Consider the following 14,272-nt stretch of genomic DNA (forward strand, 5'->3'; position numbering starts at 1 on the left):
GCTTCCAGGTAATACGGATGGATGCAGATGGTATACTAGATGAATAGGAGGAGTGATATGGCAAGTGAGAATTATGAAAAGAGAAGAGAATATTTACTAAGCAACAAGAATCTATATAAAACAGCATTGTATCTGGCATGGCCGGTGATCATACAGTCCCTGCTTCAGGTGTCTGTGGGAACCATCGATATGAAGATGGTGGGAACCTTAGGCGTGGATGCCATATCTGCTGTGGGCACCAGCCGAAACATCATCATGGTGTTCATGGTGCTGGTCATCGCCATTTCAACAGGGACCACGGCCATGGTGGCAAGATTTGTGGGCCGAGGAGACCGGGAAGGCGCCAGCATTGCCGCAGGCCAGGCCTTCATGCTGTCACTGCTGCTGTCGGCTTTTATTGTACCGCTGGGCCTTCTGACGAACGAGTTCAGCCTGAAGATTCTGGGCGTCCACGATGGTGTGCTCAGCTATGCCATGGAGTACATGGAGGTCTTCTTTCTGGCTGTACCCCTCTTTCTTCTGCACTTCATGGCCAGGTCCATCTTCCAGGGTGCAGGAGATACCAAGACGCCTCTTTTTATCGACATCATGATGAACATCGTCAATGTCATCGGCAATTATATATTCATTTTCGGTATGTTCGGAGTTCCTGCCTATGGAGTGGCTGGAGCCGCCATGGGTACAGCCCTTTCTCGATTCATCAGTGTACTGGTGTCCTGGGGACTGCTCTTAAGCGGAAAGTTTGATGTGAAGGTGAGGCTCCGTCATATGTTCAAGCCCGTCTGGGAGGCATCCAGGCAGATCATGGACATCGGGATTCCATCTGGTCTACAGGGGTTATCCAGAAACGCCACGACCTTCGTGATGTTCGCCATTCTGGCAAGAACCCTGGATGCGGAGTTTGCCGTGCCTGCCTTTGTCATCGGAACCAATCTCAATCAGTATGCGCTGATGCCTGGCCTAGCCATTGGTACAGCGGCAGCGACCCTTTCAGGCATGAACCTGGGTGCAAAGCAGTATGACAGAGCGGAAGCCAGCGGAAAAGCCACAGCGATTCTGGGGGCGATTGTGATGTTTGGCATATCGCTGGTCTTTGTTCTGTTTTCCGGTTCCCTCATCAACTTCTTCCTGGATGATGCCAATCAGGCAGTGGTTAGGATCGGAACCATGTTTCTCATCATCATCGGTATATCGGAGCCCCTTCATGCGGCATCGATTATTCTGTCCAGAACCATGCAGGGTGCAGGGTATACGAAGAAGCCCTTTCAGATTACATTTGTAAGCTGGGTAGTGATCAGAGTGCTGCTGGCTCTTATACTGGGACTGCTGCTGGGCCTGGACTCCACAGGGGTCTGGATTGCCATCAGTGCCACCAATATCATTTCGGGAATCTGGTCCTATGCAGTATTTAAAAGAGGGAAATGGAAAGAGGTCAGTATTTATGGTGTCAGCTAAGAAACGGAACCATGTGAGTTCGAGCTCTTATTTATGACGCCGATAGAAGCATGGAAGAAGGCATACAGAATAAGTCAGAAAAGAGAGTGTGAGGCTGATGAACCGTTCACGAGGATCTGACTCATAAGGCTGAAGAACCGATAAATCTGTGCACAGATTATCGGATGCACTGAAGGCCTCTCTGGTAATATGGAGGCTGAAAGGAGGCGTTTTATGGATTCGCTACATAGTATGAATCAGGCCATGGATTACATTGAAAAAAACATCACTGAGGAAATTGACTACAGTGCGGTTTCGAAAATTGCACTCTGTTCCGAGTATCATTTCAAGCGAATGTTCTCTTACCTGGCAGGTCTGAGTCTGTCGGAATACATACGAAAAAGAAGGATGACTCTGGCAGCAGCGGATCTGAGAGAATCGGATCTGAGAATCCTTGATGTGGCAGTGAAATACGGATATCATTCAGCTGATGCTTTCTCTCGTGCTTTTCAGGCCATGCACGGTATCCTTCCTTCTGAAGCGAAAAGCGAACTGGCTGTGATGAAAGCTTTTCCTAAAATGACCTTTCAGTTATCGATAGGAGGAGGATATGAAATGAAGTATCGCATAGTAGAAAAAGAGTCGTTTCAGATCGTGGGTTTCAAGAAGAGAGTACCTATGGTTTTTACAGGCGTCAATCCGGACATCGCTGAAATGACGAAGCTGCTGACACCGGATATCATCAGACAGCTGAAATACATGTCAGATGTGGAGCCTAAAGGCATCATCAGTGCTTCCATCAGTTTTTCAGAAGGGCGAATGGAAGAACAGGGAGAACTGGATCATTATTTAGGTGTAGCGACCATTGGCGAGGATAACCATAATTTTGAGGAACTTCGGGTCAGTGCGGGCACCTGGGCTGTCTTTGAAGCAGTAGGACCATTTCCGGAAACCCTTCAGAATGTGTGGGGTAGAGTCTACTCCGAGTGGTTCCCATCTTCAGGGTACGAGGCAGCAGAAGGTCCGGAAATTCTCTGGAATGAAAGTCCAGATACACAGAATCCGAATTACAGAAGTGAAATCTGGATACCGGTCAGAAAGAAGAAGTAGAGAAAGACTTCAGCCGCATACACTGAACAGGGAAGTGGAAAGCAAATCAGACATACCATATAAGAAAAGAGAATCTCATGCGGATTCTCTTTCTGTTTTGAGACATTTTCCATTCTTCCTGACAATGAAAGAAAAACGATTCAATTCCTGATTGTACATTGCCTGAAATTATGATATCATAGCGTTTGGCAATTATAAGACATTATATTGGAGGAATTCATGAAAACGTATAACGAAATCATCGACTATATAACCGCAGCAGGAAAAAGCAAGACGGAAAGAAATGAAAGAGCACTGATCATTCAGGGCGTACTGGCAGGCATGTTCATTGCCATGGGTGCCATAGCCTACTTCAGACTGGTAGCCTATACGGCGGATCCAGGCATCGGCAAGTTTCTAGGCGCGCTGATCTTTCCAGCTGGCATCATGGCGATTCTTCTGGTTGGTGCAGAGCTTTTCACCAGTGACTGTATGGGCATCATGAGTGTGTTCAGAAACAGGGTAAAGCTGGGCAGTTTCATGAGAATGCTGACAATCGTACTATTATCCAATCTGGCAGGTGCAGTGATCATGGCCCTTTTAAGCACCGGAGCAGGTATCTTCAGTGAAGCCATGGTCGAAGCCGTAACAGGCAGTGCGGTGGCGAAAACAGCCATGCCCATCAGTCAGATGCTCATCAGCGCAGTTCTGTGCAACATCATCGTGTGCAGTGGAGTCATGATGGCCTATAGTGCAAAGACTGTTGCGGGTAAGCTTATTGCAGTCTGGTTCCCCATTGCGGTATTTGTATTAAGCGGCACGGAGCATATCGTGGCGAACATGTTCTATCTGGTCATGGGCTTCATCAATGGAGCAGAAATCACCATCGCGTCCATTCTTGTGAGTTTTGTGGTGGTCACCATCGGAAACTTCATCGGTGGAGCACTTATTGTCACAGGAGCTCACTACTTTATTGAAAAAGATATGAACGCACCAGAAAAGAAAATCAGTGATCAGGGAAGAGCAGCTTAGCTCAGACCCTGATCACTGTTTTTTTTCATATGAAGAAGTGTTATAGATTGCTGTCGCCTCGCAGGAAGGCGATTTCTTCTTTATAGAGATTCGTTTTCTTGTCCAGCCACGGCGTTTCCAGAATGATGGGTCTGTTTTTCACCGCTTCATGATGCACGATGTATTTCAGTGCGTCAGCACCGATCTGATCCCGGCCTCTGGGATTGTCTTCTGTCGCACCGATGTTCGCGTGACGATCCTTCTTTGCGCCTCTGGGGTTCAGGGATCCATTCACATGGATGACCTTCAGACGGTCCAGTCCGATGATGGAATCAAATTCCCTGATGACACCGTCAAAATCATGGATGATGTCATATCCGCTGTCATGGGTATGGCAGGTATCGAAACAGATTCCGATTTTGTCCTTGTGGTCCACCATTTTAATGATTGCCGCCAGTTCCTCAAAGCTTCTGCCGATTTCCGTTCCCTTTCCGGCCATGGTCTCCAGGCATACGAAGGGACGGGTGCCGTCCTCCAGAACCATATTGAGACCTTCTGCGATACGCTTCATGCCATATTCCGCATCCTTGTCTGTGAAGGCGCCTGGATGAAGCACCAGGTACTCTGATCCCAGAGCGGTGGTGCGGTCCAGTTCGACTTTCAGAAAGTCCGTGGCCAGATTGAAGATCTCAGGCTTGTAGGAAGCCAGGTTTATGATGTAGGGAGCATGAACGACAAAGTCTGTTAGACCATGCGCCTCCATATACTTCTGTCCTTCCTCTATTTTCATGTTTTCTATGGGAGAGCGCCTTGTATTCTGAGGGGCTCCAGTATAAATCATAAAAGTGCTGCTGCCGTAAGAATGGGATTCTTTTGCAGCGCCAAGCAGTCCATCTTTGATGGATACATGTGATCCGATTTTCATTTTGAATTTCCTCCTGTAAATTGTGTGCTTCTACCATTATACACGGAAGAGCGGATTTTGTAACAGGTAAACCGTCCGGAGGATATTTCCGTGGTAAAACCAAATTGCAAAAAAAGGCCGATCCTTCTTTACTTGAAAGGACCGGCCTGATGATATTTCTGCTCTGCCTGTCAGGACTTCTTTGCGATCTTCAAAAGCATGGATTCAGCGGGGTCCACCAGAGGAAGGGGACTCCTCTCTGATAGCGCTTCATAAAAATAGGAGAAGTGGGTACAACCGAGAATCACAGCTTCACACCCTGCATTCCCGTAGAACTTGAGAAGATCTACAAGCCTGAATTTATGGATGATCTCCTCAGGAGACAGTCCTTCCTCCACTGCATCCACCAGCTTCAGCATACCGGTGCCGATGACATGAACATCCTCGTTATGCTTCTGAATGGATCGTTCAATACCATGGGTACTCTGGTTGTTGGCAGCCAGTACGCCAAGGCACGTTGACCTTCTGCCCATTTCCACATAGATCATGAGAGGCGTGATGATCTGGAGGGAAAGTTCACTGGCAAGACTTTCCAGATCCACTGCAGCGGCAATGGAGTTGCAGTAGACATAAACAGTGTCCATTCCTTCTTCTCGTATTCCCATGAGAATTTCCTTTACCATCTGAACCAGTTTTAGAGGATAGACCACCTGAAGCAGACTCTGCTCTTTCGGAGTGTCCGATACGTGGTATCCTCTGGATGCCAGTCCGTTCTTCTTAAGATACGCTACGCCCATAGCAGTATCAACAGGGGTTCCAGCCAGCACTGCAATCATACTCTGCACCTTCTTTCGTTTAAAAATAATAGTTCTATTTTACACCAGATCAGCATAAAAGCCATAGTAAAAACGAAAAGGTGCAGCAGCAGTGCAGTTCCATAAGGGGAAAACAGAAATCGTATGGTGAGGTGCCTAACCAGGAAATGACGCTCCTAGGAGGTGTGCCTGGTGAATATCTGCATTATTGACCGATCGGTCAATTCGTGATAGAATCATATTATTGACCAGTCGGTCAATAATGAGGAGGCGAGACCATGAACCGGGAAGAGAAGAACAGACTGACCAGGGAGCAGATTGTAAGCGCTGCAGTGAAGGAATTCGGCATGCACAGCTACAGTGAAGCCTCTTTAAACGAAATCTCGAAAAGAGGCGCCCTATCCAAAGGAATCATCTATCACTACTTCAAAGACAAGGATGAGCTCTATCTTGTGTGTGTAAGAGCATGCTTTATGAGTCTCCTGGATTTTCTCGGTGGCATTGAACTCTCTTTTTCTCATGTGGAGAAAAGCATGGAGAAATACCTGTCATCACGTCAGGAGTTCTTCAAGGAAAATCCTTACTATAGCACGATTTTCACCAATGCTCTGCTCCAGCCCCCGAAACATCTACGAGATGAGATCCGAGACATTACAGCGGAACTGGAGAATTTCAATATTGAATTTTATGAACGGATTCTGGATCATGTGGAACTGAAGGAAGACGTAACGCGCCAGGAGGCAGTGGAATACTTCATGCTCTTTCAGGAATCCTTCAACCATCACTTTCAGAAAAAGGAGTATGAAGACATTGGTCAGCTGTTTCAGGAGCATGAGCTTAAGCTGAAGAGGCTTCTGAAACTGATGTTTTATGGAATCATCAAGGAGGACTAAGATAAATGACAAACCTTATACTACGACTCCTCTTGGGAGTCATCCTAGCGTATTTTTCCGGAAAGCTGATTTCAAGACTACGGCTTCCCGCTATTTTAGGCTGGCTTCTGGCTGGCATGATTTTAGGTCCCCATGCCTTCGGTCTTCTTAGTGATGAGCTTATTCACGCCAGATGGTATCATACAGTATTAAGTGTGCTGGAATGCGGCATGGGGCTGATGATCGGCAGTGAGCTGGTTCTAAAGAATCTGAAGCAGTCCGGAAAGCAGATCATGGTGACCACTGTTTTTCAGTCTCTCTCCACATTTTTCGTGGTGACTCTGTTTTTCGGAGTCATCTTCTATTTTTCAGGGATCCCTCTATATCTTGCACTTATTTTCGGAGGAATCGCCTTGGCCACAGCACCAGCACCCGCCTTATCCATAGTCAGAGAATTCCGGACAGAGGGTCCTGTGACCAGAACCCTGATTCCCATGGCTGCACTGGATGACATTGTGGCCATCATCGTGTTCTTCAGCATCAATTCTCTGATCACCGCAGCGAATGCCGGTCATGGAGCACCACTCTCCATGACGCTGGCACTGATGATACTACTGCCCATTGCCATCGGCATGGGGACAGGATTCTTCGGTGGTATGATCCTGAAGCAGGAAGCGTCGAGAAATATTACGAGAATCCGCACCATAGCCCTGATTCTTATGGCAGCAGGAACTGGTTTTCTCTTCAATCATGTGATTCTCGACGAGCCTGCTCTGAATTTCATGCTCATCGGCATGGCTTTCTCCGCCACCTTCGCGAATATGGTTACGGAAAAGAGACTGGAAGAGATCATGACTGCGTTCAATCCCTTACTGATGCTCTCCCTCATGGTGGTCATTCTGAATCTGGGTGCTCCACTGGATTATCACCTGATTCTGGATGCTGGGATCTTCACAGCGGTCTACATCGGCTCCAGAGCGCTGGGCAAGTACTCCGGTTCCTATCTGGGGGCAGCGCGGACAGGTTTACCGGAAACCGTGAAGAAATATCTGGGACTGACACTGTTACCCCATTCCGGTGTCTCCCTTGTGTTCACCGCCATTGCAGCCACTACCCTGAATACCTTTGATCCTGAATCCGCAGTGATTCTTCAGGGAACCATCGCTGCAGCTGCCATCATCAATGAGATCATAGCCGTCATCATTGCGAAGAAAGCCTTCGAATGGGCAGGGGAGCTAGAACAGCAGCCTATAGATAATCGTTCAGAAGCTTTGGGCTTAAGTTCCAGCTGAAGCATCAGATCATAGGATCTCCTCATCATGGAGGGATGCTTCCAGAGAATCCACAAGGAATCAGGCAAGACTGAAATCTACTGCGGTGGTAGGTTTCAGTCTTTCTTCATTTTCATCAGAACTGGAAGTGGCTATGCTTATAACGTACACAAAATAAGCAGGGTTCTTTCACGGAACGTGGCAGTGACAGGTGAAAAGATGATAGAATGAGTTAGAAAGAGAAGATAGAAAATGATTCTGAGCATCAGAACAAAGGAGAACAGGAAATGAGTGGGACAGTAAGAAATGATATTACCATCGGAAAAAAAGTGAAGGTCGTGCAGAAGCAGGATCAGAAATCAGGAAACCTGACGGAAGGCGTGGTCATGAAAATCCTCACCAATTCTCCCTCACATCCCCATGGCATCAAAGTCATGCTGGAAGGGGGCATAGTAGGAAGAGTGAAGGAAGTCATGGAATAGTTGATACCAATCATGGAAGGAGTGTAGTTGAATATATGGGGCACTACTGCAGAATATGCGGGAGAACAAGATCCAATGAAAAGTTCTCCGGCAAAGGACATAAGAAACACATCTGTAAGGACTGTTCTGGAAAATCGGGAAGGAAGAAGAGGAAGAGCGAGGAGTTACTGGATGAATTTGACCTGGAATTGGACTTTCTGATGAACCAGGACTTTGAATACGAGGTGACAGAGGATGAACTCGACTGTATTTTCGGTGAGATGCCAGAGCAGATGGAAATGGAGATCGAGACGGACATCTCTTTTGAAATACGTGATGTGGAGATTGATGATCCGGATATTCCTTTTTAGAGGAGCAGGATATGGGAGAGAAGAAAGAGAAAAAACTGAACAAGGATATCCAGAGAATGCTGAAAGGCATGATGGCGCAGGAAGAGGTACGGAGGAAGAAAGCGGAAGTTGAGTTATGGAAGAGGGCAGGAGCGCCATGCCTCTTCTATGAAGCATTGTCAAGGCTAACCAAACAGGAACTGGATGAAATTCGAAAGGCCTCTGGAATTCCTGGCATGAGCGCGCTGAAGAAGGCAGACCTGGCCAAAGAATTGTCAGAGTTCATACCGATGATTGTGCGTACACTTCTTTACAGATGGGATGAAGAAAGATATCAGGTGCTTGGCAGAGTTCTTTCTCATGGCGGAATCGTTCCTTATGAGCAGATGACGCCAAGGGAGGTGGGAACACTTTCCAGGTATGGACTTCTTTTTCATGGGATTTATGAAGGTAAGAAAGTACTTTTCATACCAGAAGACCTGGCGTATTCGCTAAGAGCCATTGAGGGAGAGGAACTGTCTCAAATTCTGAAGCGAAATTCTGATTGGGTGCTTCTGACCCAGGGGATGCTCTACTACATTGGCGTGGATGAATACTGGAATGTGTTGACAAGGATTTCCGGACTCACCGGGGTGAAAGTGGACCCCATGGACTATTCAGCAGTCATTGGTGAGGCAGCAGTTTATTACGGGGAAATTGAAAAGAGCGGAGCACTGGTTTTTCATAAGGATGTCCGCAATCTGTCCAAAGTGATGGCGGAGCAGAATAAGAGGAAGGAGCTACCACCCTATCCTTTTACCATTGCAAAACTGCGAAAAGCAGGAAAGCCCGGATACATAGAGAAGACACCCGAAATGAGAGTATTTCTAGAGACCATCCGGGATGCCTATGTATTGACTTCCTCTCAGGCAGAAGCAATCGGACGAGAGGTGACTCGAATCATCAATCAGACAGGAGATCCTATGGAAGTCATGAAGCATCTGGAAAAGAGGTTTGTGATTCCTGATCAAAACTGGTTTCAGATGATTTCAGGGCTGGTCATGAATCTTTATGATCATGCATCCCAATGGGAGCTGCGTGGCTATGCACCTGTGGAACTATCTGGAAAAAAGAAGAAGAAGACGAGAAGTTCGTACAGACCTCCCCTCACAGTCAGCGCTGTACCCGTCATGGGTTCAAAAGTGAAACAGAAAAACAGTAAGACTGGCAGAAATGAACCCTGCCTTTGTGGAAGCGGGAAGAAACATAAAAACTGCTGTGGAAGAAAATCCTAAGGAGTTTCATCTGAATGAGATCCAGTAATTGTCTCAGAATATTCTATCTAGCGATAATATTATATTAGGAGGGAAGAAATTTGAAGAAATACCCGCTGATTCTGGACTGCGACCCAGGGGTGGATGATGTGTTTGCCATACTTCTGGCCCATGTCACACCGGAAATCGACCTGAAAGCCATCTGCAGTGTTTCTGGCAATGTGGACATTCTAAAGACCACCTATAATGCACGGCTCATCGCAGGACTGCTGGATGCTCCCTGCATCGTGGCGGAAGGCGCATCCAGGCCGCTACTCCGAGAACCGCCACCGCTGGGCACAGTGCACGGAAGAGATGGACTGGGTGGATATGCCCATGAATTCGGGGAGGACAGACTGCATACTTTAAGCGCACTGAAGGCACTGGATGTCTATAGAAAGATCCTACTGGAAAGCGAAGAGCCCGTATATATCGCAGCTGTGGGACCGCTGACGAATCTGGCGATTCTTTTTCTAGCCTATCCGGAATTGAAATCAAAGATTGCAGCTGTGAGCATCATGGGAGGCGGAATTCGAAGGGGAAACATCACACCCTACAGTGAGTTCAATTTTCACAAGGATCCGGAGGCTGCAGACATCGTCATGAAAAGCGGTGTGAAGCTTCTTCTCTGCGGGCTTGATGTGACGCTCCGTGCCACGTTGACGGAAAAAGAGATAAACACCATGAAGGCATATCAGAGCGAATTCTCTGAGTTCAGCATGAAGATTCTCTCTTCCTATACCTCAAAGGATACGGCAATCCATGATCCCTGCGCGATCCTTGCTCTGACAGAGCCGGAAAAGTTCGTCTATGAAGATCAGTATGTGGAAATCGATACAAGAGAAGGCATCACCCGGGGGATGAGCTATGTGGACAGCAGAAAAAGCCAGGAAAAGAAGCCCAACTGCAGGGTCTTCTACGACATGGATCAGGGATTTTTCAGAAAGTCCATTCTGGATGCCCTGAAACCGGAAGTATGAAGTGAACCTGCCAGAATGAAAGAGTCATTAATTAAATGAAAATGGGGGAGAAGAGATGAATCCGATCTATGAATCACTGCTCAGCCGTAAATCCGTGCGGGTCTTTGAGAAGAGAGCTGTGCCGGACTCCATCAAAGAAGCTGTGCTCAATGCCGCATTTCAGGCGCCAACAGCTGGAAATCAGATGCTCTACAGCATCATCGATGTTACAGAGGAGAACCTCAAGAAGAAGCTGTCTGTGACCTGCGACAATCAGAACTTCATAGCTGAAGCGCCTATTGCACTGATCTTTCTTGCGGACAGCAGAAGATGGCTGGATGCCTATGAGGAAGCGGGCCTTACAGCAAGAAAGCCAGGAGCCGGGGATCTTCTTCTGTCTATCCAGGATGCGGTGATTGCCGCCCAGAATGCGGTGGTTGCCGCAGAGTCTTTCGGCCTGGGTTCCTGCTACATCGGAGACATCCTGGAGAATGTGGAAGCGGTCAGAAAGCTGCTGGAGCTGGATGCCTATGTTGTGCCGGTCACCATGCTGGTTCTGGGCTACCCGACGGACCAGCAGAAGGTGCGGAAGAAGCCTGAACGGTTTGAGAAAGCCTATATAGTCCATGAGAACCGGTATAGGAGACTGGCACTCTCTGATCATAGGGAAATGTTTGAGAAGCGTGCAGGTCAGGCTGACTTTGATTATGATGAGTACATGAGAAAGTTCTGTGAGCGGAAATACATGTCCGAATTTTCTCTGGAGATGACCCGTTCCAGTAAGGTCTATCTGAAGGCATTTCTGGATGAACCCGAAGAAGAATAAATTCCCTGATAGGCGTGATGGGAGAATTCTCCCCTGTGTTTTTCAGACCATCGCATAGGAGGGGATTCTTCTTCAGAAAGCTTTGAATACCTTTACATATTCATTGACAGAAAATTCAATAATTGATACAATGATGTCACATAGTATAGGAAATGACATATTTGTGCTAAGCAGCTCATAGAATATTGATTCTATGAGTTTTTTTTGAGAGTCTTTCCTTGCTAAACCAAGGGGGAATATCATGCAAGTGGAGACTGAACATCTCACTCGGATATATTTCATTTTCAGAAAAAGAAGAGGGGGGGATCGCAGGTGCATAAGAGAAGTGGATGGAGTATGCACGGTTCTAGGCAATGCGTTTCGTATGATAGGATGCGGTTGCTGATAAGACTGGTCAGTCAAATGTGATGATAGAAAGAAGTCAGATTGAATACATCGAACAAGGAGAAGCCTATGAAACTGAAAACAGTCATTAATGGAAATGTTCACCAATTCAGAGATATCAAGGATGTTCTAGCCAAAGCCAATGAACCGAAGTCTGGAGACCGTCTTCAGAAAATCGCCGCCAGTGATGAGACCGAAAGAGTTGCAGCGAAAATCGTTCTGTCTGAAATGACCATAGGAGACCTGGTGGAAAACCCCACCGTGCCTTATGAGAAAGATGAAGTCACCAGAGTGAATCTGGACGGCATGAACAAGAAAACCTATGACCGTATAAGAAACACCACCATCGGAGAACTCAGAGAATATATTCTGGATCACAGAACCACCAATGAGGATCTGAAAAGAATGTCCCGAGGCATCAGTGGTGAGGTAGCCGCAGCCGTGGCTAAAATCATGAGCAGCATGGACCTGGTCTATGGTGCCAGCAAGATTCATAAAATCACCCGCTGCAACACGGAGATCGGACATCCGGGAACCCTTTCCTTCCGAATTCAGGCAAACAGCACCACAGACAATCCGGAAACCATCATCATGGGGGTCATGGAAGGAATCTCCTTCGGGTCCGGCGATGCGTGCATCGGTATCAATCCGGTGGAAGACAACTACGAAAGTACCAATCGTATTGCCCAGAAGCTTTACGAATTTGTCATGAAACATGAAATTCCTACCCAGATCACTGTGCTTTCTCATATCACCACCCAGATGGCGGCCATGAGAAAAGGGACACCGCTGTCCATGATCTTCCAGTCCATTGCGGGCACGGAAAAGACCAACGACAATTTCGGTGTGACAAAGAAACTGATTCAGGAAGCCTATCAGGTGGCTTATGAGAATGGAATCAGTTCGGGTCCGAATCTGCTCTATTTCGAGACCGGGCAAGGTTCAGAGGTATCGGTCAATGCGGACGAGGGCGTGGATGAGATGACGCTGGAGGCCAGAACCTATGGTTTCGCCAGATATTTCGATCCTTTCATGGTCAATAACGTCACCGGGTTCATCGGACCCGAGACCATTTATGATGGAAAGGAAATGATCCGAGGAAACCTGGAAGACCACTTCATGGGTAAACTCATGGGACTGCCCATGGGTATGGCGCCCTGTTTCACGAATCATACACCGATCAATATGGACGATCAGCAGATCGGCACCATGCTTCTGACCATGGCCGGAGCAAACTTCTTCATGGGCATCCCTCATGGAGATGATGTGATGCTGGCCTATCAGGATACCAGTTTTCATGATGATGCCTGCCTGCGTGAGCTCATGAACAGAAAGCCAGCGCCTGAATTTCATCAGTGGATGATGAAAAAGGGGCTCATGGATGAAAACGGAAAGCTGACGCCGCTGGCCGGTGACGGCTCCATTTTCTTATAAGCGGAGGGGGAAAGCAGAATGAATGATGAACAGATGAGAGTAATCATTGAGCGGGTGTTAAGCTCGATTAAAGAAAGTGATAACGCAGAGAAGAAAACAATCGGAAATGGAACCGCTGCAACGGAAACCCTTAAAAAAGGTGAAATGGGCAATCAGAAGCAAGATGAGACAGAGGGAGATGTGATTCCGGATATCCGTCAGGATGACTACAGGCTGTATCTAGGTATTGAAAATCCGGCGAAGCCCGAGGAGTTTCTTCGGATCAAGAAAAAGACCGATGCAAGAATGGGACTTGGAAGAAGCGGTCCCAGATATAAGACCAGTGCCTATCTGAGGATGCTGGTGGACCATGCAGGTGCCTATGATGCGGCTCTTTCGGAAGCCCCGGAGAATCTGGCGGAAGAAAATCATATGTTCATGGCCCAGACGAAGTGCATCGACAAGGATGAATATCTATCAAGGCCGGACATCGGAAGACTCTTCACCGATGAGATGAAGAAAAAGATCGCTGACAACTGCAAGAAGAATGCAGATGTGCAGATCATACTTTCTGAGGGACTCTCCAGTACTGCCATGGCCTACAATACCAATGACCTGCTTGCTTCTCTTATGCAGGGGCTCAAGATCGAAGGGCTGTCAAGCGGCACACCGATCTATGTCAAATATGCGAGAGTACCTGCCATGGATGTGATCACAGAGATTCTGGATCCCAAGGTCACCATCATGCTCATCGGAGAAAGACCGGGGCTGTCCACCTATACATCCATGAGTGCCTACATGACCTACAAGGGAAAGGTCGGCATGTCGGAAGCGGGAAGAAACGTGATTTCCAATATCCATGAAAACGGCATCAATCCTTCTGAAGCCGGAGCACACCTTGCCAGTGTGGCAAAGAAGATGTTTGATCTGAAGATCTCCGGGACGGAGTTCAGCATGAGCTGATATCCGCCATCGAATCATAAGGGCTGCAATGCCAAGGAACTGAATAGACAGAGAGAAAAAGGCTCCTGAAACGGAATTGAATTTCGCGTTTCAGGAGCTTTTTTGTGTCACTTTAGTGCGTTTCAAATGGTTAATTTGAAACAAATAAACCACCTGCTATGCAGGTGGACAAAATCAGCTTAAGCTTCAAGAACAAAAACTCCTATGATAAAATTTTAGTTGGCCGCT

The 14,272-nt window shown here is 47.3% G+C and carries 14 protein-coding genes; 12 read left to right on the forward strand and 2 right to left on the reverse strand.

What is annotated here, in order from left to right; genetic code table 11:
* Positions 1–57: 57 nt before the first annotated feature.
* The 3 genes from J3A84_RS14655 (at position 58) to J3A84_RS14665 (ending at position 3,555) form a co-directional block, all read left to right on the forward strand.
* Positions 58–1,455: an MATE family efflux transporter gene (locus tag J3A84_RS14655; RefSeq protein ID WP_207600800.1), complete on the forward strand. Its 1,398-nt coding sequence runs from the start codon at positions 58–60 to the stop codon at positions 1,453–1,455.
* A 213-nt stretch (positions 1,456–1,668) separates the two neighbouring features.
* Positions 1,669–2,544 carry an AraC family transcriptional regulator gene (locus J3A84_RS14660; RefSeq protein WP_207600801.1) on the forward strand — a complete coding sequence of 292 codons (876 nt, stop codon included), beginning with the start codon at positions 1,669–1,671 and terminating at the stop codon, positions 2,542–2,544.
* A gap of 219 nt (positions 2,545–2,763) precedes the next feature.
* Positions 2,764–3,555 carry a formate/nitrite transporter family protein gene (locus tag J3A84_RS14665; RefSeq protein ID WP_207600802.1) on the forward strand — a complete coding sequence of 264 codons (792 nt, stop codon included), beginning with the start codon at positions 2,764–2,766 and terminating at the stop codon, positions 3,553–3,555.
* Positions 3,556–3,595: 40 nt separating this feature from the next.
* On the opposite strand, the gene J3A84_RS14670 is transcribed toward J3A84_RS14665, so the two are convergent.
* Positions 3,596–4,459, reverse strand: coding sequence for a deoxyribonuclease IV (locus tag J3A84_RS14670; RefSeq protein ID WP_207600803.1), 864 nt, complete (start codon positions 4,457–4,459; stop codon positions 3,596–3,598).
* A gap of 170 nt (positions 4,460–4,629) precedes the next feature.
* Positions 4,630–5,274, reverse strand: a complete 645-nt coding sequence (locus J3A84_RS14675) for an aspartate/glutamate racemase family protein (RefSeq protein WP_207600804.1) — start codon at positions 5,272–5,274, stop codon at positions 4,630–4,632.
* Positions 5,275–5,531: 257 nt separating this feature from the next.
* Here J3A84_RS14675 and J3A84_RS14680 point away from each other — a divergent pair, with 257 nt between their 5' ends.
* The 9 genes from J3A84_RS14680 to eutC all read left to right on the forward strand — a co-directional run bounded on the left by J3A84_RS14680 (position 5,532) and on the right by eutC (position 14,044).
* The gene (locus J3A84_RS14680; protein WP_207600805.1) at positions 5,532–6,146 is read left to right on the forward strand and encodes a TetR/AcrR family transcriptional regulator; all 615 of its coding nucleotides are present in this window, start codon (positions 5,532–5,534) and stop codon (positions 6,144–6,146) included.
* A 5-nt stretch (positions 6,147–6,151) separates the two neighbouring features.
* A complete protein-coding gene (locus J3A84_RS14685; RefSeq protein ID WP_207600806.1) occupies positions 6,152–7,417 on the forward strand; it encodes a cation:proton antiporter in 1,266 nt (421 codons plus the stop codon).
* 266 nt (positions 7,418–7,683) lie between these two features.
* Positions 7,684–7,878, forward strand: a complete 195-nt coding sequence (locus J3A84_RS14690; RefSeq protein ID WP_207600807.1) for a YwbE family protein — start codon at positions 7,684–7,686, stop codon at positions 7,876–7,878.
* Between the two features lie 35 nt (positions 7,879–7,913).
* The gene (locus tag J3A84_RS14695; RefSeq protein WP_207600808.1) at positions 7,914–8,228 is read left to right on the forward strand and encodes a hypothetical protein; all 315 of its coding nucleotides are present in this window, start codon (positions 7,914–7,916) and stop codon (positions 8,226–8,228) included.
* A gap of 11 nt (positions 8,229–8,239) precedes the next feature.
* Complete coding sequence (locus tag J3A84_RS14700; RefSeq protein ID WP_207600809.1) at positions 8,240–9,481, forward strand: SEC-C metal-binding domain-containing protein; 1,242 nt, start codon at positions 8,240–8,242, stop codon at positions 9,479–9,481.
* A gap of 80 nt (positions 9,482–9,561) precedes the next feature.
* On the forward strand, positions 9,562–10,479 hold the full coding sequence (locus tag J3A84_RS14705) for a nucleoside hydrolase (protein WP_207600810.1): 918 nt from the start codon (positions 9,562–9,564) through the stop codon (positions 10,477–10,479).
* 55 nt (positions 10,480–10,534) lie between these two features.
* Entirely contained in the window at positions 10,535–11,284 is a 750-nt protein-coding gene (locus J3A84_RS14710; protein ID WP_207600811.1) for a nitroreductase family protein, read from the forward strand.
* 453 nt (positions 11,285–11,737) lie between these two features.
* On the forward strand, positions 11,738–13,102 hold the full coding sequence (eutB, locus tag J3A84_RS14715) for an ethanolamine ammonia-lyase subunit EutB (RefSeq protein ID WP_207600812.1): 1,365 nt from the start codon (positions 11,738–11,740) through the stop codon (positions 13,100–13,102).
* An 18-nt stretch (positions 13,103–13,120) separates the two neighbouring features.
* On the forward strand, positions 13,121–14,044 hold the full coding sequence (gene eutC, locus J3A84_RS14720) for an ethanolamine ammonia-lyase subunit EutC (RefSeq protein WP_207600813.1): 924 nt from the start codon (positions 13,121–13,123) through the stop codon (positions 14,042–14,044).
* Positions 14,045–14,272: the final 228 nt, after the last annotated feature.

The sequence above is a fragment of the Proteiniclasticum aestuarii genome (assembly GCF_017368455.1).
Lineage (GTDB): Bacteria > Bacillota > Clostridia > Clostridiales > Clostridiaceae > Proteiniclasticum > Proteiniclasticum aestuarii.